Origin of the sequence: Pseudomonas sp. KBN10P06128, from assembly GCF_037574945.1 — a bacterium.
GTDB classification, from domain to species: domain Bacteria; phylum Pseudomonadota; class Gammaproteobacteria; order Pseudomonadales; family Pseudomonadaceae; genus Pseudomonas; species Pseudomonas aeruginosa.
In genome coordinates this window covers 721837-748608 of the sequence record NZ_JBBELR010000001.1, presented here as the reverse complement: position 1 = coordinate 748608, position 26772 = coordinate 721837, and the positions used below count along the sequence as shown (strand labels likewise).

Genomic DNA, 26772 nt, shown 5'->3' with positions numbered 1-26772 from the left:
CTCCAGTTCGCTGGCCTGGAAGCCCAGCTCAATGGCCAGGCGCCTCGCCAGTTGACGCATACGCGAAGGTGTCGTCCGTGTCGTCTTGCACCAGGCGAAAGTAGGCGCCTTGCAGCCGCTGGTAGTCGCTCAGCTTCAGCCCCTCCAGGTCCTGGCGGCTGACCTGCGCCAGCGAGGCGAACAGTTGCAGTTCGCGCTCCTCGGCATCGTCGCCGGCCACCTTGCCGGCCAGGCGGATATCACGCACGGTGGGTGCACGCAGGGTCAGCGTGTCGACGCTGACCCCGTTGCACTGTGCCGGACGCGAGAGACGAACGAGGGCGGCGTCGGCATCCAGCGTCAGCCAGCCCGGCAGTCGATTCTCTTGGGTCATGTCCGGAGCTCCTCTTACAGGCCGAGGTCGTTGCGCATGCCGGCCAACTGGTCGACACCGTTGATCGCGCGGACACCGTTGACCGGATCGATCTCGTAGACCTCGCGGCCATCGACTTCCAGCTTGTAGTAGCTGACCGCAACGGCGTACTTGAACTCGGCTTTCTCGCCGGCCTTCCAGTCGCCCGGGTCGACCTCCTTGAGCAGGCCGCGCAGGGTAGCCACCACTGGCACGCTGGCGCCCTTCTGGCCCTTGAAGGAGCCGCGGAACACGCCATTGAAAGCGCTCTGGTCGGCCAGGCCGAAGAAATTCAGTGCTTCTCGGCGGGCACCGTTGGTGGAGAACTTGGCCTCCATCGCCTCCAGGCCCATGTCGATGGATACCGGCGCATCCATGCCGCCGGCACGGTATTGCTCGGTCTTCACAGCCAGCTTGGGCAGGGTCAGGGATGGCACGTCACCGGCGAAGCTCACGCCGTCGATGAACAGGTTGGTATTGGTCAGGGTTTGCGGAATCATCACGGGCGCTCCTTAGGCGACATCCAGAACTTCGGTGAGCCACTGATCGGTCACCTCGACACGGAAATTGGGGTTCTCGGCAGGCGGCACATCGGTGAAGCGGATGTTCCAGTACACCTTGCCCTGGGCCAGCTGGCTGGCGCTGTTCAGGTCCGGGTCGGCATAGACCTCGAAGTTGATCACCGCGCCCTGGTTCTTCAGATCGCGCATGAAGGCGCGCAGGCCCTCGGTGACATCCTTCACGTAGGTCTTGGTGATGCCGCGGTCCACCGCCCACTTGTGTCCGGCGAGGATCGCATCCATCACCAGGTCCATGGTCCGAACGCGGGTGACGAAAGCCCACTTGCTGTCGCTGGACAAGGTGCGGTTGCCCCACAGGCGATAGCCATCGTCGCGAATGATCGTGGCGATATTGGCGTTGTTGAGCAGGTTGGCGCGACAGGTCTCATCACCGTCGAGGAACTCCACCGGACGGCTGGTGCCGGTGATGCCCTTGATCTCCTTGTTCGACGGCGAGGACCAGAAGCCGTACTCGGCGTCGGTCCAGGCGAACAGGCCGGCGGCGTAGGCCGAAGCCGGGGCGTTGCGCGCGGCATTGGTGGCGCTGTCCCAAACCTGCACGCCCGGGTCGACCATGAACAGGCGCTTGCTGCCGAAGTTCTTGGCGTAGGCGACGGCCGCCTCGTCGGTGCTATTGGGACCATCGAGAATGGCGATGGCCCGCAGTTTCTCGGCCAGCCCGTCCATGGCGGTGGCCACCGCTTGCTGGGCCGAATGACCCGGCGCAACTAGTAGACGCGGCTGAGCATTGAAGCGGCTCTTGCCGTCTAGCAGAGCCTGCAGTCCGGTGCGCTCGCCGGCGGCGCTGACACCACCTATGACGGCGCTGGCCTGGGCCTCGGGAGTCTCCGCGGCTTCCACGCCCACCGCCACGATCACGGCCTGGGCACGGTTATAGATGGCCTCGCAGGCCAGATAGATCGACGAGCCGATGCCGAACGCCGCGGCGGCGTCCTTCTTGCTGGTGAGCAGCACCGGAACGTTGGGCTTGGCGCTTGCCTGCGCCCCCGGCGTGAACACATCGCAGAGGCCGATGACGGAGCTGGCCGGCAGCGCGATGGTGCGCGCACCGATATCGACGTTGGTTACCGTAACGCCGTGGAAGAAACTCATAGGTAGATCTCCATTAATGAAAAACCCCGCACGGGGCGGGGTTCAGGGGGTGATGAGCGGTTCGAGCCACAGCGGCGGCTCGGGTCTTGCGCCTAAATCAGGAAACGCCGCGGATGCCGGCCAGTCTCGAAGGCTGGCGCGGTACAGCGTGAGTTCGAGCAGTTGCGCCTGGTTCAGGGTCGTAATCTTGCCCAGGTCGAGCTCATCCCGGTGACGGGCGATGGGGCCATCAGTAAGCGTCAACTGGCGATCGCGCCAGATGCGCTCACGGTGGGCCAGGACCTCTTCTGCCGGGGCCGGCGGGTCGATACAGAACGGACGGCCGGCGGCGTCGGCGACGATCTGCTTGCCCTCGCTCTGGGCTACCAACAGCGCCAGGTATTCAGCTTCCTCGAGGGGATACATCCGCGCGTCGATGGGCATGCGGTCGCCGTGGACATCCTTCGAATAGAAACCGCCAGTGGCGGCATGGAAAAAAATCATGGGTCACCTCAACAGCCAATGGCCACAAGCCTGATCGCATAGTTCTGGACCGCACCGTGATACTCGGTAGCGACGATCACACACCCCGTGGTGCTGACGCTGACATCTGCGAGGGTGACGGTCGATGCCGACGTCGCCGGCCGCCCCAGTTCCTTGACGCTCGGCACCACGTGCAGGCAGGTAGTGGGAAACGCGATCGGAAAGGTCAGCGAGCGGTTGACGATTCCACCCGGATGATCGCCGACACTCACTGTCATCCACTGCACGATGAGTCCTGTATCGTTATCCTTCCACCAGCCATTCAGCGATCGGTTCGCCGTCGCGGGAACCCCAGCCCCGATATTGTTGCGCGCCCCCGCTGCCGTATTCGAACCAAGACCGCCGCGCGCCAGAGGCAGGATGCCCGACGTGATCTGGGCGGCGTCGTGGTTGTGGCCAGTAGGCGGAAAGGTCGCTGGCTTTCCTGGCAGGGCGGCCCACGTAAAGCCACTTTTCAGCAGATAGTCGTTCGGATTGAAGTCCGCTCCATGCCATACACGCCGCCATGGATACCAGGTGTTGGTGTAGCGGCAACGAAAATAGAACCCTTCACCGTCATAAACCTGGTATGTCTGGTAGATGAAATTGGTGCCTGCATTATGCACTTGAAGCAAGCCGGCCCGGGGGACCGGGTAGTTCGCCCCACTTTCGGCCTGTGCATTGGCCGTCTGGTACCACCATCCCGACGTGATCAGCGAGTTGAGATTGACCGCACCGCCCAAGGCCCCGTCCGCCTCCTTGCTGAACGAACCACCTATGTCGCAGCGCTTCCAGGGCAGCCAGTCCCGGGCGCTAGGGTTGGCCGCGTAGGACACCCGTACATACATCTCGGATGTAGCGTTGTAGCTCGTTGCAATCTGCGAAGCATTGCCGTTCTGATCCGGATAGAACATCGACTGGATGTAGAAGTACCGTCCGGCAACAGGTCCGTTCGCATGATTGGTCAGCATCAACGGCACGGTCGCGGTGTTCGGATCGCTAGTGGTCGAGACAGCAGTAGCCAACCCGCGCGCGAATACCGGCAAACGCTGCTCGGCCAGCACCCCGCTGACCAACTTCGAAGCATCCAGCCCGGGAATGTCCGTCGCCGCCAGCGCCATTCCAGCAGTCACCCTTCCCTTCGTATCCACGGTCACCTTCGGATAGCTGCCCGCTGCCACACCGGTAGCGGAAAGACTCAGCGGCGCAGAAACATTGCCACTGCCGTCGAAGGTCACCGACCAGGAGGCATCGCCACTGGCTGCCAGGCTACGCGGTGCGGCCAGCCTGCTGGATGACACGGCGTTGCCATCGACTCGCAGCGCATCGGTGATGCCATAGCCGGCCAGGGTGGTGGCCTTGTTCGCTTTCTGCGCCAGTTTTCCGTCGGTATCGGCCTTGGTATAGGCATCTCCGATCGCATAGCCGGCCAGGGTGCTCGGATTGCTGCCCTGGGTGACCACCCCGTTGGCGTTCACCGTGACCGAGCGATAGCTGCCCGCCGTCACGCCGGAAGGCGCCAGGCCAATGCTGCGGTCGGCAGAAAGATCGCCCCCACCGACCAAGCCATTGCCAGCCAGGATCTTGCGGCCCTTGAAATCGGCAGCGACCTTTTCCTTCACCCAGTCCTGAGTGGCGTAGATGATGCCGTTGTCGATCAGCAACTGGACATTCTCCAGGCCGGAGAGCGCGATGTTCACCCGAATGGTCTGGGTCCGCGCACTGCCACTTTCCATTGCTGCCTTGTAGCTGGGCGGGCAGTTGGATACCGCGACGAACTTGCCGTCGGCATCCTGCAGGCCGATCTCGCGGATCCAGAAGCCACCTACCTCAACTGGTAGCACCACCTCGGCAACCAGAGTATTGATGTTCTTGTCCGACACGAACAAGCGATTGAGCTGCGCCCGGTAGCGCTGGTTGATCAGTTTCGTCTGCGTGGCTGCGGGTATCGGATCCGGAGTAGCACCCGGTGCGCCGCCAGCATCGCCGATCAGCATATGAGTCGGCTGCCATTTCTTGCCTGCTGCGCTGGCCGCAGCCAGCGCAGCGGCACCTATGTCGGTGAGCAGGCCACCGTATTTCGGAGTATTGGTCGTCATGTCACTGTTTCCAGGGGAAGATTTCCAGGGTGTCGCCGTCGGTCACGGCCAGTCCGTGACGGGACCGGATTACCGGGGTGATGCGCAGGTCCAGGCGGGTCAGGTGTCGGCTCACCGGGCGGACGTCATCGAGCAAGCGCTCCAGCTCCAGTACGGTGCCTTCGTCGATGCCACGGTCGCTGACGTCCACGGTGATCTCGAAGGTCCCCGGCACGCCGGTCGGGCTTCGCTGCCACCATTCGGTGACCTCGCTCAGCGCACCGATCGGCTCGACCACTTGGCGCAACGCGGTCAGCGTGCCTTTGCGCTGGTGCAGGACGAAGGACGTCGCTACCGCATTGCGCTTGGCCTCGTCGCTCCAGTCCGGGTCCCAGCGGTCCACCGAGCGCGTCCAGGCCAGGTAGGGCAACAAGGCCGCCTCACAGCGTGCCGGATCGTTAAGCTCACGAAGCGGCACCGGCAGTTCGGCAGGCAATACATCACCCAGAGAGCGTTCCAGTGAACTCCTGTTTGGCGGCAGCAGTCGGCTACTCATCGACGCCTCCCAAGGTGATCGCGTACCCCGTGCAATAGGCCGCCTGGGTTTCATCCAGGACCACGTCGGCCGCAGGCTCCTGCAGTTCGACGCGCTGCACGCCTTCGACATGCAGGGTGGCGAACAGGGCCGAACGCCGGATGTCGCGGCCCAGGCGGCGCTGGGCGGAAATGTAGTCGCGCAGCGAAGCCTCGGCGGCGGCACGGATCAGTTCGGCCTCGGGACCGGGAAACAGGTAGAGCTGCGCCTTGACCTGATAGGGAACGATTCCTGCCGAGCGCACCGTTACCCGATCCGCGACAGGACGCACGTCCTCCGCGTTCAGCGCCAGGCGCACTGCCTGCAACACCGCTTCCGGTGCCTGCCCGTTGCCTTCCACCCCGAGCACGCTGATCAGCACTTCGCAGGGCGCCGGACTGGTCGCAGAGGCATCCGCCACCCTTCCATCCGCGCCCAGCGCATGGGCTATATAGGCGTTCCGCGGTCCTGCGACGGATAGCTGCTCGAACGCGAGCTGGATGCGATTGCGCAGCGACTTGTCGCTCTCGTATTGCGCCTCCACCGGCGGTACCGCCTCGGGCTGAGCGGGCCTGATCAGCAAACGCTGCACATTGAAGCCGGCACCGATCTGGTCGAGATCGGCACCGCTGGCGTATGCCAGCATCACCGCCCGCGCCGCATCGTTGATCCGCGCCCGCAGCAGCAGTTCTCGATAGGCCGCCAGTTGCAGAAGCTTGAGAACCGGATCGGACTCCACCTCCGCTGTCCATTCGCCAGCCATGGCTTCGCGGAAGTCACCCAACAGCTCCTGGTAAATCGTCTCGAAATCGAGGTTTTCGATAACCTCTGGCTCCGGCAACTGGGAAAGATCGATGATCACGCCGAGACCTCCATATTGATGTTCTCGCCCTCGAACACGCCGCTCAGGAGCAGATCCACGCGGCCATCGACGACTGCGACGACTCGCACGGCAGACAATGCGATGCGCGGTTCCCAGCGCCCCAGGGAACGGGCTACCTCGGCCTGCACGGCGCTTTTCCAGCCTTCGCTCACCGGCATGTCGACCATCCGCCGCAGCTTGCTGCCGTACTCGGGGCGCATGCGCCTGCTGCCCAACGGGGTGGTCAGGATGTCCTCGACGGACTGTTTAAGATGAGCCAGGCCGGACAGGGGCAGCCCGCTACGGCGATCCATCCCGATCATCGCCCCGTCCTCCCGCTCCGGCAGAGACAGGCCGCGCCTGGCTCCGAATGGCTGTGAGTGTTGCCCATGGCGAACTCCGCAAACGAAAAGGCCCGCTCGCGCGGGCCGGTTGAATGTTCGACGGACCGCCCTTCGGCAGCCCCGTCGTATGTTCAATGGGTGTGGTGGTTGCTGTTGCCGGCGGTGTCGATGATCGAGCCGCCGCCGAGGATGTCTCCGCTGACCGTTAGTGTCCCGGCGATCTCCACCGGTCCTTCCAGGCTGATCTTCGGCGCCTTGAGACTGACCGCCCCGTCGCTGACCCGCACCTCGCTGGCGCCGACCCTCACTTCCACGGTGCCGCTGGGCAGCTCGACGCGGTAGCGATGCGCAGCCCAGTCGTAACTCAACGAGGCGCCGTCGTCGAAACGCCAGGTCTCACTGCTGGCGCTGTTGTCCGGCGCCGTGCCCGCATCGCCGTACAGACCGGGAATAAAGGTACCCATTGACACTCCGCCCGACGGACTGAGCAGTACCCCCTGTTCGCCTATGCTCGGCGCACGCCAGTGGCGAACCTTGCCGGCTGCCAGGGAGTGCCAGCGCAGCCAGCCGCTGGTCCAGTCGCCGGAGCGCACCCGTACCCGCGCCGCTGCCAGGTCCACGGCGACCACCACACAGGGCAGGATCATCGCGGCGAGCATGCGGTCATGCTCCGCACTGACATAGCTCATGCCAACGCCTCCGGAGCGAAGTAGTCCGGCTCATGGCCGGGGCCGGTCTGCGGGTCGAAGCCCAGCATCAGGCTGCCCGGCGGCTGGTCCTCCCAGGCCCACTCCGGGTCTCCGAGACGCAGCGACTGCGTCCACTCGACCAGCCAGACACGCAGGCTCTTCAGCTCCTCGCGACTGCCGTCGACGGCCGAGCGTACGAAGCGCGCCGGTTCCAGAGACAGGTTCCAGGTCTGCTCGCGCAATGTCCGAACGATTCCGCAAGCAATGGATACCGCCTGGCGATCGGCACCAGGCGGCACCATTATCCGCGCCTGCAGGCGGCACAGCAGGGCGCTCTCGCCGGTACCGGGATCGCGCTCGGGCAGCAGCTCGGCCATTTCCAGGGAAACCGCCGGGGTATTTTCCGGCACGCCTGGCCAGAAGCCGATCAACTGCGCCTCCGGCAGACGCTCACGCAGTACCTGCTCGATGGCCGCGTACAGAGCCTCGAGCGTAACAGCCTGTTCAGGCATGGTTGACTCCTTCGATCAGTTTCAATGCGGGCCACGGTCGCCCGACTGTTCCTCGGGCAGCTCGCAAACCCCCAGGCGCCGGGCGGCCCAGCGTTCGTAGAGACCGACGGCGATCTCCGCGCCGGCCGCGGCGGTCAGGCTGCCCAGCGCCGCGGCGAACAGCAGCGCGGCGCCGCAAGCCAACGCCAGCAGCATCACCGCCACGCCGCAGACGATCGACGCGCCGGAGCGCAGCGCCAGGCGCCGCAACAAGGCCCAGCCGCCGAGACCGGCCTTGTCGGCACGCCACATCTCGCCGCTGACGCCGCCCAGCGCGGCGAGCAGGATCAGTACCCAGAGCGGCATTTCCGTCAGTGTCTGCGGTTCGTTGCCCATGGGTCCCTCCTTGGCAGGCAGCGCCGGGCACGTCCGCACGAACGTTTTCCCGGGCAATAAAAAACCCGGCGCCAGGGCCGGGTTCCGGTGCTTCACGAGTGCCTCCCTGGGGACGCACCTTTACAAGAATGACTACTTTTTACCGCCCGATTCCCAGCCCGGCAATGCCTTCTCGACAATCCACTGCAATAGGAGGGAGACGCACCACGATATGAGGGTGATATACCGCCCTGGGAACCTTCGCCAGGCATCCGGGCAAGCGCATACCCACTTCCGATATGGAAAAGCCCGGCATCGACTGACGAAAAGGATGGCTACGCCAGCCCGACCCCGCCTCTACCGTGCAGGGGGCGCTGCTGTGCATGGGGCTCGCCGCCTCCATGGGCGACAGGCATAAAAAAACCGGCCCGAAGGCCGGTTGGAAAACTCCAGGGGGGACCGGAATCCGGTCCAGGAACTCAGGCCGCCCGTCGCAGCAGGCCGTCCTGGATACCCTGGTGCGCCACATGCAGGCGCAGATAGAAGGTGTTGCGGCTGCAACCGCAGTGACGGTACTTCTGCTCGGGGAAGCTGTCGCGATTGAGATAGTGCTCCACCACCACGGTCTTCAGTTCCTCGGGTAGGCGATTTACCAGGCGATCGACCTCCGCCACACGGTCGAGGATCACCCGGCTGCCACGGTGGCCGCGGACCACCTCGCCCTTGCTGGCGATCAGCATGGCGATCAGGTTGCCGCCGGCGTAGCCGCCTCCGTTGCTGCCTGGCGCGTGCATTTCCTCGGCCCAGAGCTTGAGCATTTCATCGATGGCTTTGATCACGGTCGTGTCTCCTTTCACTGCCCGCGAGGGCTCGGCATGAGGTCGGTTCAACGGCGCTCGTGGCGGTCCTGGCAGTCGATGCAGCGACTGCAACCCGGTGCCGCCCGACGGCGCGCCTGGGGAATGGGCTCGCCGCAGTCCTCGCAGTCTTCCGCGGACTCGCGGATGGCCAGCGCCGGGCGCGCCGCCAGGAGGCCGTCGAGGCGAGCCAGGACCAGTTCGTTGGCGTGATCGGCAAGGTCAGCCATGGAAAGCCTCCCTGGCGTGCCCGACGCCCGACGGCCGAATGGATGGAACATGACAGATGCGCGGCGCCGGTTCGGCGACCTGCGTCCCTCTGCGCGGAAATGGCGAGTGCGTATCTCGCGACATGGCAATGACTCCCTGTACGACGCCGCCGTACCTGAAGCAGGTCGGCGACAGAATGAATGAGCGGGACGGAGCGTCTGCATGGACGGCGCTCCGGCCCTCCAGATGCCGGAGCGCTTTCCCGTGGCCCCGGCACCCAAGCAGTCGGCACCTGCATCGTCGGTCGCCGACAACCGGGTGTGTCCCTGCACCCATGTGAAATCTCTGAAAGGCGGGTGGGAAGTTGTGGAACTCACCCCTTCCGCTTTCTGACGGAAGAGAAATTACAACCAAAGCTATTTATCGTCAACACCTAGGCTCTTTACAGAGAATCCATCGGTCTGTAGATTGCCGAACATGGACAAGAGCACCCAGATCCCGCCCGACAGCTTCGCCGCTCGCCTCAAGCAGGCCATGGCGATGCGCAACCTGAAGCAGGAAACCCTCGCCGAAGCGGCAGGGGTTTCGCAGAACACCATTCACAAGCTGACCTCGGGCAAGGCCCAGAGCACCCGCAAGCTGATCGAGATCGCGGCGGCCCTGGGCGTTTCGCCGGTCTGGCTGCAGACCGGCGAAGGCACTCCAGCCGCGCGCAGTGCCGTGTCCGTGGCCGATGGCAGCCCATTGGTGCTGGAACCGCTGCATCCGTGGGACAGCGACACACCGCTGGACGAAGACGAAGTGGAACTGCCGCTGTACAAGGAAGTGGAGATGTCCGCCGGCGCCGGACGCACTGCGGTACGCGAGATAGAGGGGCGCAAGCTGCGTTTTTCCTATGCCACGCTGCGTGCCTCGGGCGTCGATCCGTCGGCGGCGATCTGCGCCCAACTCACCGGCAACAGCATGGAACCGCTGATCATGGATGGCTCCACCATCGGCGTGGACACCGCCACCACCCATATCACCGATGGCGAGATCTACGCCCTCGAACATGACGGCATGCTGCGGGTGAAGTTCGTCTATCGCCTGCCCGGCGGCGGCATTCGGCTGCGCAGCTTCAACCGCGAGGAATACCCGGACGAGGAGTACTCGCCGGAGGACATGCGCAGCCGCCAGATCAGCATGATCGGCTGGGTCTTCTGGTGGTCCACCGTACGCCACCGGCGCGCCCCGTCCCTGGTGCGGTGAGCGCCTGGCGCTCGCCCGCACTACAACTCCAGCTATTGCACAGAAAAACAACCTGAGCTATATTTCCTTCAACGACGCGTAGCCGCAGGAGGGAATACCGTGCAGCCAACCATCGCCCCTACCACTCCAATTCCACGCCAGGAAACCGTGGAATTGGTCTACCGCATCTTCGGCGACGTCCTGGTGCCGCTGGAGCAGGTCCGCGAACGCTGGTTTCGCAACCTGAACAAGGAAAACTTCAGCAAGGCCCTGGCATGCGGGCGGATCGCCCTGCCAGTGACGACCCTCGACGATAGCCACAAGGCCATGCAGTTCGTGGCCCTCGATCACCTCGCCGCCTACGTCGACCAGCGCGCGAACCAAGCCGGAAGCGCCCGTCGAGCACAGCCAGGCGCGGACAGCATCGCATCCTGAGCGGCCCGCCGTTGCCAGCATCGTAGGGAGCGACACCATGCTCCGCCTGGCGGATATCGCGTCGCGATACTCGCCCTACGAAAGCGGTTCCGCGTAGGGCGAAGCCAATGCGAGGGTCCAGCCGGGCACAAAAAAGGCGGATGGCGCAAACGCCATCCGCCTTTTTTTCTTCCGCCTCGCGCCGTCTTACTCGACGCTCTGCTCGGCCAGCGCCACGGCGCGGAACATCGCCCGGCGCTTGTTGATGGTTTCTTCCCACTCCAGCGCCGGCACCGAGTCGGCAACGATACCGCCGCCGGCCTGCACGTGGAGTTCACCGTTCTTGATCACCGCGGTGCGGATGGCAATGGCGGTGTCCATGTTGCCGTTCCATGCCAGGTAGCCGACCGCGCCGCCGTAGACTCCACGCTTGACCGGCTCCAGCTCGTCGATGATCTCCATGGCGCGGATCTTCGGCGCGCCGGACAGCGTACCCGCCGGCAGGATCGCCCGCAGCGCGTCCATCGCGCTGAGCCCCTCGCGCAATTGCCCGGTGACGTTGGACACGATGTGCATGACGTTGGAGTAACGTTCGATCACCATTTTTTCGGTGACCTTCACCGCGCCGATATCGGACACCCGCCCCACGTCGTTGCGCCCCAGGTCGATCAGCATCAGGTGCTCGGCGATCTCCTTGGCGTCCGACAGCAGATCCTGCTCCAGCGCCAGGTCGGCCTCTTCGTTGATCCCGCGCGGACGGGTACCGGCGATCGGGCGCACCGTGACCAGGCCATCCTCGACCCGTACCAGCACCTCCGGCGAGCTGCCCACGACATGGAAGTCGCCGAAGTTGAAGAAGTACATGTAGGGCGTCGGATTGAAACAGCGCAGCGCGCGGTACAGGTCGATGGGCGCCGCCTTGAACTCGATGGACATGCGCTGCGACGGCACCACCTGCATGCAGTCGCCGGCCAGGATGTAGTCCTTGATCCTTCCTACCGCGTTTTCATAGTCCTCGCGGGTGAAGCTGGCACGAAACGCCGGCTCCCGGCCCTGGGCCGCCTCGAGATCGAGGCCGCGACGCGGGGTGATCGGCTGGCGCAGACGCTCCAGCAGCTCCTCCAGACGTGCCTGGCCGCGCTCGTAGGCATTTTCCTCGGAGGGATCGGCGAGGACGATGGCGTGGATCTTCCCGGCCAGGTTGTCGAATACCACTACGGCATCGGACACCATCAACAGGATATCCGGGTTACCCAGCGGGTCCGGGTTCGGACAGGTGGCCAGGCGTTTTTCCACGTAGCGCACGCAGTCGTAACCGAAGTAGCCGACCAGGCCTCCATCGAAACGTGGCAAGCCGGGCACGGTGGGCACCTGGTAGCGCGCCTTGAACTCCTCGACGAAAGCCAGCGGGTCGGCGCAATCGAAGCGCTCGGTTTCCATGCCATCGATGCTGATCCGCACTTGATGGTCGTAGACCCGCAGCACCGTGCGGCACGGCAGGCCGATGATCGAATAGCGCCCCCATTTCTCGCCGCCCTGCACCGACTCCAGCAGGTAGGAGTTCGGCGCGTCGGCCAGCTTCAGGTAGATCGACAGCGGCGTGTCGAAGTCGGCAAGGGTCTCGAAGGACAGCGGGATGCGGTTGTAGCCATCGGCGGCCAGCCGCAGGAATTCTTCGCGATTCATGATCAGCCTCATCGGAGGAGAGAACGGTCAACAGGGTGCAAACGCGCGCCGGCTATCCGGCGGAGGATGATGTCAGGCGCGCCAGCGCCAACGCGCCAGGGCCTTGATGACCTTCATCCAGAGTTTGCTGACCGCCACGGCTTGATCTCGCTGGTCGGAGGGGGAAAGGGAGTCGTCCGGCAACACTATCTCAGCGGCCTGGTCGGCGCAAGGCAGCAGGTCACGCAGGTTGTCGATGACCAGGGTGGGCGCTTCCTCGGCGATCGGCCGGCCGTGGTTGTAGCCATAGGTCAGCGCCGCGCAGCGCACGCCGGCAGCCTTGGCGGCGAGCACGTCGTTGCGCGAGTCACCGACGAACAACGCATCTTCGGGCTCGATGCCGGCCATCTTCATCACGAACAGCAACGCCGCCGGGTCGGGCTTCTGCTGCGGCAGGGTGTCGCCGCCGATGATCCAGCGAAAATAGCGACCCAGCTTCATCTCATCCAGCAGCGGAGCGACGAAGCGCTCCGGCTTGTTGGTGATCAGCGCCATTTCCACGCCGTTGCGCTTGAGCCACCTGAGGGTATCGACGACGCCGGGGTAGACCTCGGTGAGCGCATGACTGTCGGCATAGGCCTCCATGAACAGCGCTAGCGCGGCTTCGGTTTCTTCCTCACCGATGCCGTCGTGCTCGATGCTCCCCGCCAGGGCGCGACGCACCAGGACGCGTGCGCCGTTACCGATCCACTGGCGGACCTTCTCGATGCCCGCCGGCGGCCGCCCGAGGCTGGCGAGCATGCTGTCGACCGCGGCGGTGAGGTCGGGAACGGAATCGACCAGCGTGCCATCCAGGTCGAACATCACCAGACGCGGCAGGCGCGTGGCGAAGAACGGCTCCGCAGCGCTCATTACTGGTGCGCCTGGGCCAGTTCGGCATGCATGGCGCGGATGACCTCGGCGTAGTCCGGGGCGTTGAAGATGGCCGAGCCGGCGACGAAGGTATCGGCGCCCGCCGCGGCGATCTCACGGATGTTCTTGACGTTGACGCCGCCATCGATCTCCAGGCGGATCTCGCGTCCGGAGGCATCGATCAGGGCGCGTGCCTCGCGCAACTTGTCGAGGGTACCGGGGATGAATTTCTGCCCGCCGAAGCCGGGGTTGACGCTCATCAGCAGGACCATGTCGACCTTGTCCATCACGTACTTCAGCACCTCCAGCGGAGTGGCCGGGTTGAACACCAGGCCTGCCTTGCACCCGCCGTCGCGGATCAGTTGCAGGGAACGGTCGATGTGCTGGGAAGCTTCCGGATGGAAGGTGATGTAGGTGGCGCCAGCTTCAATGAAGTCGCCGATGATGCGATCCACCGGGGACACCATCAGGTGCACGTCGATCGGCGCGCTCACGCCGTACTTGCGCAGCGCCGAGCAGACCATCGGGCCGATGGTCAGGTTCGGCACGTAGTGGTTGTCCATCACGTCGAAGTGAACGATGTCGGCACCGGCGGCGAGCACCTTGTCCACGTCCTCGCCCAGGCGGGCGAAATCGGCGGAAAGGATCGACGGAGCGATGGCGAAGGGTTGCATGGCGCACCTCAAAGGGGATCACGGAAGGCGCGCATTGTAGCCGTTATCGGTTTTTGGCGGTGAAAATGACGACTTTTCGCCGCAGCAGCCGACGCCCGGACCAGGCCGGGCGCGCCCTGCGCCTCAGGCGCCGGGTTGTGCTGTACGCATCTTCTCGCTGCGCCCGCGCAGCCATTCCAGGGTCAGCAACAGCAGTACGGAGAAACCGATCAGCAAGGTCGCCGCGGCGGCAATGGTGGGGCTCAGGTTCTCGCGAATGCCGCTGAACATCTGCCGCGGCAGGGTGGCCTGCTCGGGGCCGGCGAGGAAGAGGGTCACTACCACTTCGTCGAACGAGGTGGCGAAGGCGAACAGCGCGCCGGAGATCACCCCGGGAGCGATCAGCGGCAGGGTCACCCGGAAGAAGGTGGTCAGCGGCGGCGCGCCGAGGCTGGCGGCGGCGCGCACCAGGTTGTAGTTGAACCCCTGCAGGGTTGCGGAGACGGTGATGATCACGAACGGCACGCCGAGCACCGCATGCACCACGATCAGCGACAGGTAGCTGTTGCCGAGCCCGAGCGGAGCGAAGAACAGGTAGCTGGCCACGCCGATGATCACCACCGGCACCACCATCGGCGAAATCATCAGGCTCATCACCAGTGCCTTGCCGCGGAACTCGCCGCGGGTCAGGCCGATCGCCGCCAGAGTGCCGAAGACCATCGCTAGCAGGGTCGCCGCCGGAGCGACGATCATGCTGTTGGTCAACGAGCGCATCCACTCGGCGGACTGGAAGAAGTCGGCGTACCAGCGCAGGGAGAACCCTTGCAGCGGGTAGACCAGGAAGGTACCGGAGTTGAACGACAGCGGCACGATGACCAGCACCGGCAGTACCAGGAACAGCAGTACCAGGCCGCAGAGGATGCGCAAGGAGTAGAACCACAGGCGCTCGACCGGGGACATGTAGGGACTCAGCATGACTCGCTCTCCAATGTGTTTCGTGCGGATCCCCCTCTCCCCGCCCTCCGGGCAACCTTTTTTCCGAAGGGAGAGGGGAATCGGTTGGCCTTCTCGGAAGGCGCTCTATCCCAGGCGCAGGCGGCTGGCGCCCACCAGCCAGCTGTAGACGACGTAGAGCACCAGGGTAGCGAGCAGCAGCAGGCCGCCGAGGGCGGTGGCCATGCCCCAGTTGATGGTGCTGTTGGTATAGAAGGCGACGAAGTAGCTGACCATCTGGTCGTTCGGGCTGCCCAGCAGCGCCGGGGTGATGTAGTAGCCGATGGACAGGATGAACACCAGCAGGCAACCGGCGCCGACGCCCGCGACGGTCTGTGGGAAATACACCCGCCAGAAGCTGGCGAACGGGTGGCAGCCGAGGGAAATCGCGGCGCGCATGTAGCTCGGCGAAATGCCCTTCATCACGCTGTAGATCGGCAGGATCATGAACGGCAGCATGATGTGCACCATCGCGATGTATACGCCGGTGCGGTTGAACACCAGTTGCAGCGGCTGGTCGATCAGGCCGAGCTTGAGCAGCGCGCCGTTGATCAGGCCACCCGACTGCAGCAGGACGATCCAGGCGGCGACACGTACCAGGATCGAGGTCCAGAACGGCAGCAGGACCAGGATCATCAGCAGGTTGCTCTTGCGCGTCGGCAGGTTGGCCAGCAGGTAGGCCAGCGGGTAGGCCAGCAGCAGGCAGATGACGGTGATCACCGCGCCCATCCAGAAGGTGCGGGCGAAGATGTCCAGGTAGATGGCCTGGTCCGGGGTGGCGCGCGCCACTTCGCCGAGATCGTCGATCCGGTGGTCGAGGGCTGCGAGCAGGTAATAGGGCGTATAGCTGCTGGCGTTGCGGCGGATCACCTGCCAGTAGGCGGGGTCGCCCCAGCGCTCGTCGAGCTGCTCCATGGCGTCCTTGTAGGAAGCGGGCTCCTCCTTGAACGGCAGCTTGCGCGCGGTCTTCGCCATCAGGCTGCGATAACCGGCCAGCTCCATGTTCAGGCGCTTGGAGAGATCGCCGATGGTCTGGTTGCGACGAGCCTCGGCGAGATCCTGGCTGAGCGCCTTGTAGACGGCGTCGGCCGGCAGCGACTTGCCGTCCCAGGCGGAGATGGCCTCTACCGTCAGCGGCAACGAGCGAACCACTTCCGGGTTGGACACGCTCTTGTAGAGCAGCGCGGCGATCGGCACCAGGAAGGTCAGGACCAGGAAGGCCAGCAGGGGCAGGATCAGCGCCTGGGACTTCAGGCGGTTCATCCGCTCGGCGCGCGCCAGGCGTTGCTTGAGGGTGCTGCCGGTGGCCTGGGACATGGGCACAGCTGTGGCCATAGCGAACTCCGGAAAAAAAGCGGGCCGTCGGGAACGACCCTGGAAAGTGTGGAACGGTAGGAGGAGCCGCCGCGCGGCGGCCCCTCCGGCCCTCACTGGAGGGTCAGGCGAGGATTACCTGGCCGCCCAGGCGTTGAAGCGCTGTTCCAGTTGTTCGCCGTAGTCGGCCCAGAAGGTCACGTCCATTGCCACCTGGTTCTGGATGTTTTCCGGAGTGGTCGGCATGTCCTTCAGCAGGGCCTTGTCCAGCAGCGGCACCGCCTGCTTGTTGGCCGGACCGTAGGCGATGTTTTCCGAGTAAGTCTTCTGCTGCTGGGGCTGCACCGAGAAGGCGATGAACTTCAGGGTCTCTTCCTGTTTCTTCGCCCCCTTCGGGATGGCCCAGGCGTCGAAATCGTAGATGCCGCCGTTCCATACCACCTTCAGGTTGCTTTCCTTCTGCACCGCGGCGATCCGACCGTTGTAGGCAGAACTCATCACCACATCGCCGGAAGCCAGGTACTGCGGCGGCTGGGCGCCCGCCTCCCACCACTGGATGCTCGACTTGATCTCGTCGAGCTTCTTGAAGGCGCGATCCTGGCCTTCCTTGGTGGCGAGCACGCCGTAGACGTCCTTCGGCGCCACGCCATCGGCCATCAGGGCGAATTCGAGGGTGTACTTGGCGCCCTTGCGCAGGCCGCGCTTGCCGGGGAATTTCTTGATGTCCCAGAAGTCCGCCCAACTGGTCGGCGCGCTTTTCAGCTTGTCGGCGTTGTAGGCGAGCACCGTGGACCAGACGAAGAAACCCACGCCGCACGGTTGGATGGCGCCGGGGACGAAGTCCTCGGTCTTACCGAACTGCGCCGGGTCGAGTTCCTCGAACAGGCCTTCGTCGCAGCCGCGCGACAGCTCCGGCGACTCCACTTCCACCAGGTCCCAGGAGACGCTGTTGGTATCGACCATGGCCTTGACCTTGGCCATCTCGCCGTTGTATTCGCCGGCGACGATCCTGTTGCCGGTGGCTTTCTGGTAGGGCTCGTAGAACGCCTTGATCTGGGCGCTCTTGTTGGCCCCGCCGAAGGACACCACGGTCAGGTCCACCGCCATGGCCTGGGCCGCGCAGGCCAGGCCGGCCGCCAGGGTGGCGAACTTCAGCCTGGCCGCTTTCAGGGATTTCGACATTATTGTTCTCTCCACAGTGCAGGGTTGCTTCGGTACGGTTCGGGACTGCCGGCGCTCACGCCGCCGGCAGAGGGTCGAGCGCCCTCACATGCTCGACCTGCCAGCCCAGCGGAACCACATCACCGACGCTCAGCGTCGGGTCCAGCTCGGCGATCGGCTGCTTGACGAAGAAGTCGTCGCGGCCGCAGACCTCCAGGCGCACACGCACGTGGTCGCCCAGGTAGACGAACTCGGCCACGCGGCCGGAGAAACGGTTGACGCAAGACTCGCTGGCACCGTTCAGGCGCACCCGCTCGGGGCGGATCGACAAGGTCACCGGCTCGCCCGGCTGGCCGACGTTGACCGCCAGCGCCTCGACCTTCTCGCCGCGCGGCAGTCCGACCACGCAGCGCTCGCCGTCGCAACTGAGAAGCTGCCCGGATAGACGGTTGTTCTCACCGATGAAGTTGGCCACGAAGGTGTTGCGCGGCTGCTCGTAGAGATTGCGCGGCGGCTCGATCTGCTGGATTTCGCCCTGGTGGAACACCGCCACCCGGTCGGACATGGTCAGCGCCTCGCCCTGGTCGTGGGTGACGTAGACCACGGTGACACCGAGGCGCTGGTGCAGATGCTTGATTTCCATCTGCATGTGCTCGCGAAGTTGCTTGTCCAGCGCTCCCAGGGGCTCGTCCATCAGCACCAGTTGCGGCTCGAAGACCAGCGCGCGGGCCAGCGCCACGCGCTGCTGCTGGCCACCGGAAAGCTGCGCCGGATAACGCCCGGCGAAGGCGTCGAGCTGGACCATCGACAACGCGCGCTTGACCCTTTCCTTCACGTCGGTCTTGCTCATGCCACGGACGCTGAGGGGAAAGGCCAGGTTCTCGGCCACGGTCATGTGCGGGAACAGCGCATAGTTCTGGAACACCATGCCGATGTCGCGCTTGTGCGGAGGGACATTGTTGATCGAGCGACCGGCCAGGAGGATTTCGCCGGCGGTGGGGGTTTCGAAACCGGCCAGCATCATCAGGCTGGTGGTCTTGCCGGACCCGGAGGGGCCGAGCAGGGTGAGGAATTCGCCCTTGCGAATGTCCAGGTTGAGATCCTTCACGATGAGGGTCTCGCCGTCGTAGCTTTTCTGCACGCCACGGAAGCTGACCAGCACATCGCCGCCTTGAGTCTCGGCCATAACCGCACCTTTGTTCGTTTTATGGATGCTGTGCGAACAGCCTAGAGAACCCGGCGCAGGACGCAAATCGGCCGGCAAGAGAGTTTTCTATCAGGGGAAAGGAAAGCTCTTTGTAGGAATCGCCCTACAAAAAAGATGCCCCCCGGAATGGGCCAGACCGCTCTGGGAAGGGGCTTTCGAGAAGGGCAAAGGTTTGCGCGCCAGCGCTCTCCGGCTGGCGCGCAACGGCCTCCTCAGCGCTTGGCCCAGTTCTGGAAACGCTGCTCCAGGGCCTCGCCGTGCTCCGCCCAGAAGGCCACGTTCATACCCACCGCGTTCTGCATGTTCTGCGGTGCGGTCGGCAGGTTGGCAGCCACTTGCGGATCGAGGAGGCCTACCGCCTTGCGGTTGGCCGGGCCGTAGGCGATGTTCTCGGCGAAAGCCTTCTGCTGCTCCGGCTGGCTGGCGAAACGGATGAACTCCTCGGCCAACTGCTTCTTCCAAACCCCGACCGGCAGCGCCCAGAAGTCGAAATCGTAGACGCCGCCGCTCCAGACCATTGCCAGGCGCTGCTTCTCGGCCTGCGCCGCGGCGATCCGCCCGTTGTAGGCCGAACTCATCACCACCGTGCCATCGGCCAGGTCGCGCACAGGGTCCTGCCCGGACTTCCACCAATGGATATAGGGCTTCAGCTCGTCGAGCTTGCGGAATGCCCGCTCGACGCCGGCGGGCGTCGCCAGCGTCTGGTAGACGTCCTTCGGCGCCACGCCATCGGCCATCAGGGCGAACTCCAGGCTGTACTTGGCGCCCCAGCGCAGGCCGCGCTTGCCGGGAAACTTCTTCACGTCCCAGAAATCCGCCCAGCCCTGCGGGCTGCCCGCAACCTTGCCGGGGTTGTAGGCAAGCAGCGTGGTCCAGACGAAGATGCCGACTCCGCAGGGCTGCACCGCGCCGGGAACGAAATCCGCGGGATCGCCGACCTTCGCCATGTCCAGCTTCTCGAACAGACCTTCCTCGCAACCGCGCGCCAGCTCCGGCGCCTCGACTTCCACCACGTCCCAGGAGACGTGGCTGATCTCCACCATGCGCTTGAGCTTGGCTAGGTCGCCATTGTAGGAGCCATGCACCACGCGATTGCCGGTGGCGCTCTTGAAGGGTTTGTAGAACGCGGTTTCCTGGGCTTCCTTGTTGGCGCCGCCGAAGGAAATCACGGTCACGTATTCCGCCCAGGCGGGCGCGGTAACTCCGAGAAGGGCGCACAACAGGCCCGTCCTCATGGCTGGCAACATCGTTTCTTCTCCTTATCGTGTTGGCCGGCAAGCATCATTCCCTGCCGCGCGGAAGCCAGGTAGACAGCAGATCGCGAAAACCGGACCTGGCGCACAAGCCGCGAGCAAAACCTGGGCGAACGCCCCTGTCAGAGCAGGCGGTGCTCCATCGCGTAGCGCACCAGGTCGGCTACCGAATGCGCGTTGAGCTTCTGCATCAGGCGTGCCTTGTGGGTACTGATGGTCTTGTTGCTGACCGCCAGTTGCTGGGCGATCTCGTTGACGTTGGCGCCCTGCACCAGCCGCTCGAACACCGAGAACTCGCGCTCGGAAAGCAGCGCATGGGGCGGACGCGAATCGGTCAGGCCGACCTCGAAGACCATCCGATCGGCAAGGTCCGGGTCGATGTAGCGTCCGCCGCCGGCGACCCTGCGGATCGCGGTGAGCAGCAATGCCGGATCGCTGTCCTTGGTGGCATAGCCGGCAGCACCTATCTTCAGGGCGCGGGCGGCCATCTGCGCCTCGTCGTGCATCGACAGCACCAGGATCGCCGGCGGCTCGTTCAGCGCGCGAATCCGCGGAATCGCCTCGAGGCCATTGACGCCGGGCATGGAGATATCCAGCAGGACCACCTCGCAAGGCGTTCCGCGCAGGGTTTCCAGCAACTGCTCGCCATTGGTGGCCTCGCCGACCACCTGCAGGTCCTTGGCCATGCCAATCAGTTGCTTGATGCCTTCCCTGACGATCGTGTGGTCTTCAGCGACCAGGACTCGGATCACCACTCTTTGCTGCCTCACGCTGTTCCGCCTTGCCGGCGGTTGTTCTTGTCACGGGCCCGCGACGCCCAGCGGAATCCTCACGCTGAGCGTGGTGCCCTCGCCGGGGGCACTGTCGATGTCCAGCGTACCGCCCATCATCAGCACCCGCTCGCGCATGCCGACCAGGCCGAAGGAACTGCCACGCCCCACCGTGGCAACATCGAACCCGCGACCGTCGTCGCTGACGCTCAGGCACAGCTCGTCGCCCTCGCGCAGCAGACGCAGTTGCACAGTATGCGCCTCGGCATGCCGCATGACATTGGTCAACGCCTCCTGGAGGATGCGGAACAGGCCGATAGCCTTGGCGTCGACCAACTGCGGCGAGTTCTCCGGCACCTCCACCAGGCAGGGAATCTGCGTGCGCGCCTCGAAGCGCCGCGCCTGCCACTCCACCGCCGAGCCGATTCCGGCGTCGAGGATCGGCGGGCGCAGTGCGGTAGCCACGTCGCGCACCAGCTGGAACAACTGGGCGATCAGCTTTTTCATGTTGCCCAGGCGTTCGCGCAGGCCCTCCTGGGCATCGGCATAGGCCAGCTCGCACATCGAGGTTTCCAGCTTCAGCACCGTCAGCACCTGGCCCAGCTCATCATGGACCTCGCGGGCGATACGCGCCTTCTCCTCCTCCCGCACCGACTCCAGGTGCGCCGACAGCTCGCGGAGCTGGGCGCGCGACTCGCCGAGTTCGAGTTCGATCTGCTTGTTCGCGGTGATGTCCCAGACCACCCCGTCCCAGACCGCGCGACCATCCTCGAAACAGCGCGCCGAAGCCTTGATGTCGGCCCAGCGCAATTCGCCCTGGCGAGTGAGGATGCGGCCCTGCCAATGCCAGTCGCGATTCTCGTCGAGGGCAGCCATCTGGCTCGACCAGTAGCGCTCGCGGTCGTCGGGATGGACCAGGCCACGAATGCCGCGGCCGCTTTCGATCAGCTCGCGGGCGCTGTAGCCGACCAGCGCCTCGCTGCCCTCGCTGATATAGGCGAAGTCGGAAAACGCGCCGGCCCGCGGCCGTTCCAGGCGGAAGACCATGCCCGGCACGTTGGAGGCGATGCCCTTCATCCGCGCCTCGCTTTCCTGCAATGCCTCGCGGGCACGGCGGCGCTCGGTGACGTCGCTGAGGAACACCACCAGGTACTCGGACGTGCCGAAGCGCAGGAAGCTAAGCGAGACGTCGGCCGGCAGCCAACTGCCGTCGGCGCGCAGGCAACGGGTCTCGAAGCTGAGCGGGCCTTCCTCGCTGTTGCGCGCACGACGCCACAGGTTCAACCAGCGGTCCATGTCCAGGCCGGGCTCGAAGTCGGCCAGCGGACGATCCACGAGTTGACCGTCGGCATGGCCGAGCATCTGTTCGGCGGCGCGGTTGGCGTAGCGTACGCGGCTGTCCCAGTTGACCCAGAGGATGCCCAGGGTGCTGTTGTCGATGGAGAACTGGGTCAGGCGCAGCGCCTCCTCGGCCGCCTGGCGCAGCTCCAGGTCGCGGCGGGCGCCGTACAGCCGGGCTTCCAGCGCCTGCTGCTGGCGCCGCTGGAGGAACACCGCCGCCAGCGCGCCGGCCAGCAGCAGGCCGAGGAGGATCGACAGGTTCTGCCAGAACCCCGGCGACTCGCCGAGGCGCGGATACTTGGGTTGCAACCAGCGCTCGTGCAACTGGTCCAGGGACTTGCGCGGCAGCGAACGCAACGCCTGGTCGACCACCATCGCCAGTTCCGGCCAATCACGGCGGGTCGCCACCCGTAGCAGTTGCGGATAGCCGATGTCGCCAACCACCGCTAGCTCGGCGAACTCCGGCTCGCGGGTCAGGCGGCTGAGTTGCGCTTCGTCGATCACCGCGTAGCGTGCCTGTCCGGCGAGCACGGCGCGCAGCACCTCGCGTTCGGAATCGGCCGACACCCATTGCAGGCCGCTATAGGTGCTGCTGAGGTAGTCGGCTACCGAACTGCCGGCCCGCACGGCAACCCGGGTATCGCGCTCCAGTTGCTCCAATTCGACGCTGCCGCTGCCATCGCGCTTCCCCACCACCAGCCGGGAAACCCGCAGGTAGGGATCGGAGAACAGCCACAAGCGCAGCCCGGCTGGGGTCTGGCTGAGGCCGGGAGCGATATCCACGCGCCCAGCGCGCAGGGCATCGTCGAGCGCCGCCTGGTCGGGATAGCCCTGCCACCGCAAGGTCACCTGCATTGCCGTGGCCAGCCAGCCCATCAGCTCCACGTTGGCCCCGGAATACTGTTGCAGGCGGCGGTCGTATTGGGCATAGGGCGCTTCGGTGACCACCCCGACGCGCAATTCCCGATGCTCCGCCAGCCAGGTCCGTAGTTCCGCCGTCAGCGGCAAGGCGACCGACTCCTCCGCTCGCACGGGCAGGCTCAACAGCAGACAGAAGAAGAGCAGACAGCAACGACGCAACATGCCGGCGACACTCCACGGAATACACCGCAACGGAAGGAAAAGCGGGCATACCTTACCGCGAGCGCGACCGGCGAACCATGCGAAGGCTCGGCCTGACAAAGAAGTGCTCTGGGTTTAGGCTGCCTTCTGGATTGTCTATCGGGAATTTCCAATGCCGGCCTTCTCTCTACTGCCGAAGCCCTCCGCCCTGCTGCCGCTGCTATTGGCCGCCGCTTTCCTGCCGCCGGCTTTCGTTCAAGCCGAAGAGCAGGCCGCCAAGGACCAGCCGCCGGCCCCCGTGGAACGCCCGGCGGTCAGCGAGCGCAGCCAGGACGAGGCCAAGGGGCTGGAGCGCCAGTTGCCGGAGGACGGCCAGCAGATCCTCAAGGCCGGCGACGAAAGCTTCCTCACCCTCTGGTTGCCAGCCAACACCGCCGAGGCCGAAGGTGTAGTGATCCTGGTTCCCGGTGATGGTGAAAGTCCGGACTGGCCGCAAGCCATCGGCCCGCTAAGGCGCAAACTGCCGGATGCCGGCTGGCAGACCCTGAGCCTGGCCCTGCCCGACCCGCAGAGCACCGCGCCGGTTACCCGCCCTGCGGAATCCGCCGCCAGCGCCAGCGCCGACAAGGACGCCAGCGCCGCGGACAGCGCAAGCAAGCCTGACGTGAAAGGCGAAAGCGGCAACGCGCCGGCGCCGGAAAGCACCGCCGAAGCCGGCAGCGGCGAACCGGCGCAGAGCGAGGACCAGGCCCCTCCCCCAGCCATCGATCCGGTCGAGCAGCGCAAGGCGCACGCCGAACGGGTCATGGCGCGCCTGCAGGCGAGCATCGACCTGGCCCTGCAGCACGAACCGAAAAGCGTCGTCCTGCTCGGTCATGGCACGGGCGCCTATTGGGCGGCACGCTACCTGGCGGAGAAGGAGCCTGCGGAAATCCACAACCTGCTGCTGGTTGCCGCGGAGATACCGCGCGATTTTCGCCCGGCGCTGGAAGATATGGTGCCGAAGCTGAAACTGGCGACCGGCGACTTCTATTACCGCGACGCCCGCGCCGACCGCGAGGCGGCCAGGCTGCGCATGCAGGCCGGCAAGCGGCAGAAACACCCGGCCTACGTACAAATCGTGATGCAGGCGCTACCGGCCGACCCCAAGGCGGAGCAGGAGCAACTGTACCGACGAATCCGCGGCTGGCTCAGCCTTCACCTGCAGGCCGATGCGCAGAAACCTGCGGAGTGATCAGCGGAACCCCTCACGCTCTCGGACCAGGGCGTAGGCCGCCTGCAATTCACGGGTTTTCTCGGTAGCCGCACGCACGCGCTCGACGCTGGCGCCGGCTCCCGCCAGTTTGTCCGGATGGTGCTGGCTGATCAGCTTGCGATAGGCGCGTTTGATCAGCGCCGGCTCGCTTCCGGCCTCCACGCCGAGCAGCAGCAGGGCCTCACGGTAGCTATCCCGGGCGACAGCGCGCGTCCGCTTCGGCATGACCCGCGCCGACAAGCGTTCCGTTCGCTCCGCCGACCAACCCAGCCAGCGCCCCCATTGCAACACCAGTTGTCGCGCCGACTGGCTGAGCACGCCGCCAGCCCAGGCCATCCGCCAGCAGGCGAGCAATACTGCCTCCGCACGTTCGCCTTTCAGACGCGCGACCTCCTCCTGCAGATGGGCGATGCCGGCCTTGCCCTTGCCGAAGGACGCGATGGCACGCCGCTGGGCTCGCCTATCGAGCTTGCGCAACGCCATCTCCTCGCGCGCCTGGCGGATATGCATTTCCTCCACCCGCCCGCCGCTCTTGGCCAGATAGCCGAGCAACTGGAACAGCAGGTCGTCCTCATCGTTCACCGCCCGCCCGCGCAAGCGCGCCAGCAGGCCGCGCCAGGACTCCAGGCGTAACCTGCGGTCCAGCAGTTGCCCCAGCAGGCCGCCGAGCAGGGCGCCGGGGATGCTGGCCAGGGCCCAGCCGGCTCCGGCTCCGATCAGCGTAGCGGGCCAAAGCATCTCAGGCGTGCTCCGCCAGCAATCGCTCGACTTCCGCCAGGCGCTCGTGAGTACCGACGTCGACCCAGTGCCCACGATAATGTTCGCCGCTGACCCGCCCCGCGGCGATGGCCTTGCGCAATAGCGGCGCCAGCTTGAAGGCGCCCGGCTGGCAGCCCTCGAACAGCGCGGGATGCAGTACGGCGATCCCGCTGTAGGTCAGGTTGCCGCCCGCTTCGCGGGTCTCGCCCACCCGTCCGCCGGCATCCAGGTGGAAATCGCCGGCGGGATGGTGCGCCGGGTTGTCGACCAGCACCAGATGCGCCAGGTCGCCGTCGGCAAGATGCAGCCGAGAGTAGTCGAAGTCGCTCCAGACATCGCCGTTGAGCAACAGGAACGGCTGCTCGCCGAGCAACGGCAGGGCGCGGAAGATTCCACCGCCGGTTTCCAGCGGTTCTCCCTCGGGCGAATAGGCGATCCGCCCGCCCAGGCGCGAGCCGTCGCCGAGATAGGCCTCGATCTGCTCGCCAAGCCAGGCATGGTTGATCACCCAGTCGTCGACTCCGGCCTGGCGCAGCGCCAGCAACTGACGCTCGATCAATGGCACGCCGGCGGCCTCGATCAGCGGCTTGGGCGTGTGCAGGGTGGTCGGCCGCATGCGCTCGCCACGGCCGGCGGCGAGGATCATCGCCTTCATGCCTCGGCTCCCTGCGGCAGAGAGGCCAGCAGCTCGCCCAGTTCGGCCAGCTCGGGACGGCGCGCCACGGCGGTTTCCAGATAACGGAAGAAGCGCGGCACGTCACCCAGGTAGCGCGGCTTGCCGTCGCGGTGACAGATACGGGCGAAGATGCCAATCACCTTCAGGTGGCGCTGCACGCCCATCAGGTCGCTGGCGCGGAGGAAGTCCTCGAAGCTTGGCGGCAGCGGGATGCCGGCCCAGGTCGCCTTCTTCCAGTAACGACTCAGCGCGGCATGCACGCGCGGCTCCGGCCAACTGACGAAGGCATCCTTGTACAGGCAGGTGACATCGTATGTGACCGGGCCGTGCAGGGCGTCCTGGAAGTCGAGGACGCCCGGGTTGGGCTCGCTGAGCATCAGATTGCGCGGCATATAGTCGCGATGGACGAACACCCGCGGTTGCTCCAGCGCGCTGCGTACCAGCAGGTCGCAGATCCGTTTCCAGCGGGCCAGCGTCTCGCCCTCCAGCTCCACGCCGAGGTGGCGGGCCAGGTACCAGTCGGGGAACAGCTGCAGCTCGCGGCGCAGCACCGCTTCGTCGTAGGCAGGCAGGACACCGGCGACATCGACCTTCTGGAAGGCGATCAGCGCATCCAGGGCCGGTTCGAACAGCTCGTCGGCATTTCCGGGATGAAGCACGTCGAGGTAGGTCTGCCGGCCCAGGTCACTGAGCAGCAGGAAACCGTTCTCCAGATCCTGGGCGAGAATCCTCGGCACATGCACGCCGGCTCCGGCGAGCAGTCCGGCGACCTTGACGAACGGTCGGCAGTCTTCCTGGGGCGGCGGCGCGTCCATCACCACCAGGCTGCGGTCCCCTCCCTGCCAGCGGAAATAACGACGGAAGCTGGCGTCGCTACTGGCCGGGATTAGTTCGGCGGGAGGCACTTCCCCCCAACCTTCGGCAACGAACAACTCGGGCAAACAAGAGTCCAACCAGCGATTCAGCTGCTGGAAACGGGCATCATCAGACATTTACGGGGTTCTCCACGGCCCTAGCCGTTGCGCAGGTCATGCTTTATTATCCAGCATCTTTTTCAGCCCATCG

At 65.3% G+C, this 26772-nt stretch carries 29 protein-coding genes; 3 read left to right on the top strand and 26 right to left on the bottom strand.

Annotation, left to right across the window (positions count from 1 at the left end):
* Positions 1-28: 28 nt before the first annotated feature.
* From VQ065_RS03475 to VQ065_RS03415, 13 genes are all read right to left on the bottom strand, one after another.
* Entirely contained in the window at positions 29-373 is a 345-nt protein-coding gene (locus VQ065_RS03475; RefSeq protein ID WP_003085178.1) for a phage tail assembly protein, read from the bottom strand.
* 14 nt (positions 374-387) lie between these two features.
* Entirely contained in the window at positions 388-891 is a 504-nt protein-coding gene (locus VQ065_RS03470; protein WP_003085175.1) for a phage major tail tube protein, read from the bottom strand.
* Positions 892-903: 12 nt separating this feature from the next.
* The gene (locus tag VQ065_RS03465; protein WP_003085173.1) at positions 904-2064 is read right to left on the bottom strand and encodes a phage tail sheath subtilisin-like domain-containing protein; all 1161 of its coding nucleotides are present in this window, start codon (positions 2062-2064) and stop codon (positions 904-906) included.
* A gap of 42 nt (positions 2065-2106) precedes the next feature.
* Positions 2107-2547 (bottom strand): tail fiber assembly protein, encoded by a 441-nt coding sequence (locus VQ065_RS03460; RefSeq protein ID WP_003085172.1) that lies wholly within the window; start codon positions 2545-2547, stop codon positions 2107-2109.
* A gap of 8 nt (positions 2548-2555) precedes the next feature.
* Positions 2556-4664, bottom strand: a complete 2109-nt coding sequence (locus VQ065_RS03455) for a phage tail-collar fiber domain-containing protein (protein ID WP_003085168.1) — start codon at positions 4662-4664, stop codon at positions 2556-2558.
* 1 nt (position 4665) lies between these two features.
* Complete coding sequence (locus VQ065_RS03450) at positions 4666-5199, bottom strand: phage tail protein I (protein WP_003137385.1); 534 nt, start codon at positions 5197-5199, stop codon at positions 4666-4668.
* Positions 5192-6079, bottom strand: coding sequence for a baseplate assembly protein (locus VQ065_RS03445; protein WP_003085151.1), 888 nt, complete (start codon positions 6077-6079; stop codon positions 5192-5194). The genes VQ065_RS03450 and VQ065_RS03445 overlap by 8 nt, the downstream gene beginning before the upstream one ends.
* Complete coding sequence (locus VQ065_RS03440; protein WP_003085143.1) at positions 6076-6402, bottom strand: GPW/gp25 family protein; 327 nt, start codon at positions 6400-6402, stop codon at positions 6076-6078. Before VQ065_RS03440 ends, VQ065_RS03445 begins: the two co-directional genes overlap by 4 nt.
* Positions 6403-6554: 152 nt before the next feature.
* Entirely contained in the window at positions 6555-7112 is a 558-nt protein-coding gene (locus VQ065_RS03435) for a phage baseplate assembly protein V (RefSeq protein WP_003085141.1), read from the bottom strand.
* Entirely contained in the window at positions 7109-7624 is a 516-nt protein-coding gene (locus VQ065_RS03430) for a hypothetical protein (RefSeq protein ID WP_003085139.1), read from the bottom strand. Before VQ065_RS03430 ends, VQ065_RS03435 begins: the two co-directional genes overlap by 4 nt.
* 21 nt (positions 7625-7645) lie before the next feature.
* A complete protein-coding gene (locus VQ065_RS03425; RefSeq protein WP_003085137.1) occupies positions 7646-7999 on the bottom strand; it encodes a phage holin family protein in 354 nt (117 codons plus the stop codon).
* Positions 8000-8457: 458 nt separating this feature from the next.
* A complete protein-coding gene (locus tag VQ065_RS03420; protein ID WP_003085135.1) occupies positions 8458-8817 on the bottom strand; it encodes a PA0613 family protein in 360 nt (119 codons plus the stop codon).
* 47 nt (positions 8818-8864) lie between these two features.
* On the bottom strand, positions 8865-9065 hold the full coding sequence (locus VQ065_RS03415; RefSeq protein ID WP_003085132.1) for a TraR/DksA C4-type zinc finger protein: 201 nt from the start codon (positions 9063-9065) through the stop codon (positions 8865-8867).
* A 457-nt stretch (positions 9066-9522) separates the two neighbouring features.
* On the opposite strand from VQ065_RS03415, the gene prtR reads away from it, so the two are divergent.
* Positions 9523-10293: a transcriptional regulator PrtR gene (prtR, locus tag VQ065_RS03410; protein ID WP_003085129.1), complete on the top strand. Its 771-nt coding sequence runs from the start codon at positions 9523-9525 to the stop codon at positions 10291-10293.
* Positions 10294-10392: 99 nt separating this feature from the next.
* The gene (gene prtN / locus VQ065_RS03405; protein ID WP_003085128.1) at positions 10393-10707 is read left to right on the top strand and encodes a pyocin genes transcriptional regulator PrtN; all 315 of its coding nucleotides are present in this window, start codon (positions 10393-10395) and stop codon (positions 10705-10707) included.
* 186 nt (positions 10708-10893) lie between these two features.
* On the opposite strand, the gene trpE is transcribed toward prtN, so the two are convergent.
* From trpE to VQ065_RS03355, 10 genes are all read right to left on the bottom strand, one after another.
* Positions 10894-12372: an anthranilate synthase component I gene (gene trpE / locus VQ065_RS03400; RefSeq protein WP_003085126.1), complete on the bottom strand. Its 1479-nt coding sequence runs from the start codon at positions 12370-12372 to the stop codon at positions 10894-10896.
* A gap of 72 nt (positions 12373-12444) precedes the next feature.
* The gene (locus VQ065_RS03395; RefSeq protein WP_003085124.1) at positions 12445-13263 is read right to left on the bottom strand and encodes a phosphoglycolate phosphatase; all 819 of its coding nucleotides are present in this window, start codon (positions 13261-13263) and stop codon (positions 12445-12447) included.
* Positions 13263-13937 (bottom strand): ribulose-phosphate 3-epimerase, encoded by a 675-nt coding sequence (rpe, locus tag VQ065_RS03390; RefSeq protein ID WP_003085122.1) that lies wholly within the window; start codon positions 13935-13937, stop codon positions 13263-13265. Before rpe ends, VQ065_RS03395 begins: the two co-directional genes overlap by 1 nt.
* Before the next feature lie 123 nt (positions 13938-14060).
* Complete coding sequence (locus tag VQ065_RS03385; protein ID WP_003085119.1) at positions 14061-14891, bottom strand: ABC transporter permease; 831 nt, start codon at positions 14889-14891, stop codon at positions 14061-14063.
* Positions 14892-14996: 105 nt separating this feature from the next.
* Positions 14997-16244, bottom strand: coding sequence for an ABC transporter permease (locus VQ065_RS03380; RefSeq protein ID WP_014604087.1), 1248 nt, complete (start codon positions 16242-16244; stop codon positions 14997-14999).
* 114 nt (positions 16245-16358) lie between these two features.
* Entirely contained in the window at positions 16359-17405 is a 1047-nt protein-coding gene (locus tag VQ065_RS03375) for an ABC transporter substrate-binding protein (RefSeq protein ID WP_003085111.1), read from the bottom strand.
* A 55-nt stretch (positions 17406-17460) separates the two neighbouring features.
* Positions 17461-18570 (bottom strand): ABC transporter ATP-binding protein, encoded by a 1110-nt coding sequence (locus VQ065_RS03370; protein ID WP_003085109.1) that lies wholly within the window; start codon positions 18568-18570, stop codon positions 17461-17463.
* Between the two features lie 233 nt (positions 18571-18803).
* On the bottom strand, positions 18804-19838 hold the full coding sequence (locus tag VQ065_RS03365; RefSeq protein WP_003085106.1) for a polyamine ABC transporter substrate-binding protein: 1035 nt from the start codon (positions 19836-19838) through the stop codon (positions 18804-18806).
* A 128-nt stretch (positions 19839-19966) separates the two neighbouring features.
* A complete protein-coding gene (locus VQ065_RS03360; RefSeq protein WP_003085103.1) occupies positions 19967-20599 on the bottom strand; it encodes a response regulator in 633 nt (210 codons plus the stop codon).
* A gap of 45 nt (positions 20600-20644) precedes the next feature.
* The gene (locus tag VQ065_RS03355; RefSeq protein WP_023098434.1) at positions 20645-23038 is read right to left on the bottom strand and encodes a PAS domain-containing sensor histidine kinase; all 2394 of its coding nucleotides are present in this window, start codon (positions 23036-23038) and stop codon (positions 20645-20647) included.
* 151 nt (positions 23039-23189) lie between these two features.
* Between VQ065_RS03355 and VQ065_RS03350 the strand changes: the two genes are divergently transcribed.
* On the top strand, positions 23190-24251 hold the full coding sequence (locus VQ065_RS03350; protein ID WP_003085099.1) for an alpha/beta hydrolase family protein: 1062 nt from the start codon (positions 23190-23192) through the stop codon (positions 24249-24251).
* On the opposite strand, the gene VQ065_RS03345 is transcribed toward VQ065_RS03350, so the two are convergent.
* The 3 genes from VQ065_RS03345 to VQ065_RS03335 are packed head-to-tail and all read right to left on the bottom strand — an operon-like array spanning position 24252 to position 26699.
* Positions 24252-25010, bottom strand: coding sequence for a DnaJ domain-containing protein (locus VQ065_RS03345; RefSeq protein ID WP_003085097.1), 759 nt, complete (start codon positions 25008-25010; stop codon positions 24252-24254).
* Between the two features lies 1 nt (position 25011).
* A complete protein-coding gene (gene murU / locus VQ065_RS03340; RefSeq protein WP_003085095.1) occupies positions 25012-25686 on the bottom strand; it encodes an N-acetylmuramate alpha-1-phosphate uridylyltransferase MurU in 675 nt (224 codons plus the stop codon).
* Positions 25683-26699: an aminoglycoside phosphotransferase family protein gene (locus VQ065_RS03335; RefSeq protein WP_003085094.1), complete on the bottom strand. Its 1017-nt coding sequence runs from the start codon at positions 26697-26699 to the stop codon at positions 25683-25685. Before VQ065_RS03335 ends, murU begins: the two co-directional genes overlap by 4 nt.
* Positions 26700-26772: the final 73 nt, after the last annotated feature.

Coding starts and splice junctions, on each gene's coding strand:
- VQ065_RS03415 (WP_003085132.1), bottom strand. CDS start 9,065: ATGGCTGACCTTGCCGATCACGCCAACGAACTGGTCCTGGCTCGCCTC.
- VQ065_RS03440 (WP_003085143.1), bottom strand. CDS start 6,402: ATGATCGGGATGGATCGCCGTAGCGGGCTGCCCCTGTCCGGCCTGGCT.
- VQ065_RS03385 (WP_003085119.1), bottom strand. CDS start 14,891: ATGCTGAGTCCCTACATGTCCCCGGTCGAGCGCCTGTGGTTCTACTCC.
- VQ065_RS03355 (WP_023098434.1), bottom strand. CDS start 23,038: ATGTTGCGTCGTTGCTGTCTGCTCTTCTTCTGTCTGCTGTTGAGCCTG.
- VQ065_RS03430 (WP_003085139.1), bottom strand. CDS start 7,624: ATGCCTGAACAGGCTGTTACGCTCGAGGCTCTGTACGCGGCCATCGAG.
- VQ065_RS03395 (WP_003085124.1), bottom strand. CDS start 13,263: ATGAGCGCTGCGGAGCCGTTCTTCGCCACGCGCCTGCCGCGTCTGGTG.
- VQ065_RS03425 (WP_003085137.1), bottom strand. CDS start 7,999: ATGGGCAACGAACCGCAGACACTGACGGAAATGCCGCTCTGGGTACTG.
- VQ065_RS03350 (WP_003085099.1), top strand. CDS start 23,190: ATGCCGGCCTTCTCTCTACTGCCGAAGCCCTCCGCCCTGCTGCCGCTG.
- VQ065_RS03380 (WP_014604087.1), bottom strand. CDS start 16,244: ATGGCCACAGCTGTGCCCATGTCCCAGGCCACCGGCAGCACCCTCAAG.
- VQ065_RS03470 (WP_003085175.1), bottom strand. CDS start 891: ATGATTCCGCAAACCCTGACCAATACCAACCTGTTCATCGACGGCGTG.
- VQ065_RS03365 (WP_003085106.1), bottom strand. CDS start 19,838: ATGTTGCCAGCCATGAGGACGGGCCTGTTGTGCGCCCTTCTCGGAGTT.
- prtR (WP_003085129.1), top strand. CDS start 9,523: ATGGACAAGAGCACCCAGATCCCGCCCGACAGCTTCGCCGCTCGCCTC.
- VQ065_RS03455 (WP_003085168.1), bottom strand. CDS start 4,664: ATGACGACCAATACTCCGAAATACGGTGGCCTGCTCACCGACATAGGT.
- VQ065_RS03460 (WP_003085172.1), bottom strand. CDS start 2,547: ATGATTTTTTTCCATGCCGCCACTGGCGGTTTCTATTCGAAGGATGTC.
- murU (WP_003085095.1), bottom strand. CDS start 25,686: ATGAAGGCGATGATCCTCGCCGCCGGCCGTGGCGAGCGCATGCGGCCG.
- trpE (WP_003085126.1), bottom strand. CDS start 12,372: ATGAATCGCGAAGAATTCCTGCGGCTGGCCGCCGATGGCTACAACCGC.
- VQ065_RS03450 (WP_003137385.1), bottom strand. CDS start 5,199: ATGAGTAGCCGACTGCTGCCGCCAAACAGGAGTTCACTGGAACGCTCT.
- VQ065_RS03370 (WP_003085109.1), bottom strand. CDS start 18,570: ATGGCCGAGACTCAAGGCGGCGATGTGCTGGTCAGCTTCCGTGGCGTG.
- VQ065_RS03475 (WP_003085178.1), bottom strand. CDS start 373: ATGACCCAAGAGAATCGACTGCCGGGCTGGCTGACGCTGGATGCCGAC.
- VQ065_RS03465 (WP_003085173.1), bottom strand. CDS start 2,064: ATGAGTTTCTTCCACGGCGTTACGGTAACCAACGTCGATATCGGTGCG.
- VQ065_RS03345 (WP_003085097.1), bottom strand. CDS start 25,010: ATGCTTTGGCCCGCTACGCTGATCGGAGCCGGAGCCGGCTGGGCCCTG.
- VQ065_RS03375 (WP_003085111.1), bottom strand. CDS start 17,405: ATGTCGAAATCCCTGAAAGCGGCCAGGCTGAAGTTCGCCACCCTGGCG.
- VQ065_RS03335 (WP_003085094.1), bottom strand. CDS start 26,699: ATGTCTGATGATGCCCGTTTCCAGCAGCTGAATCGCTGGTTGGACTCT.
- rpe (WP_003085122.1), bottom strand. CDS start 13,937: ATGCAACCCTTCGCCATCGCTCCGTCGATCCTTTCCGCCGATTTCGCC.
- VQ065_RS03435 (WP_003085141.1), bottom strand. CDS start 7,112: ATGAGCTATGTCAGTGCGGAGCATGACCGCATGCTCGCCGCGATGATC.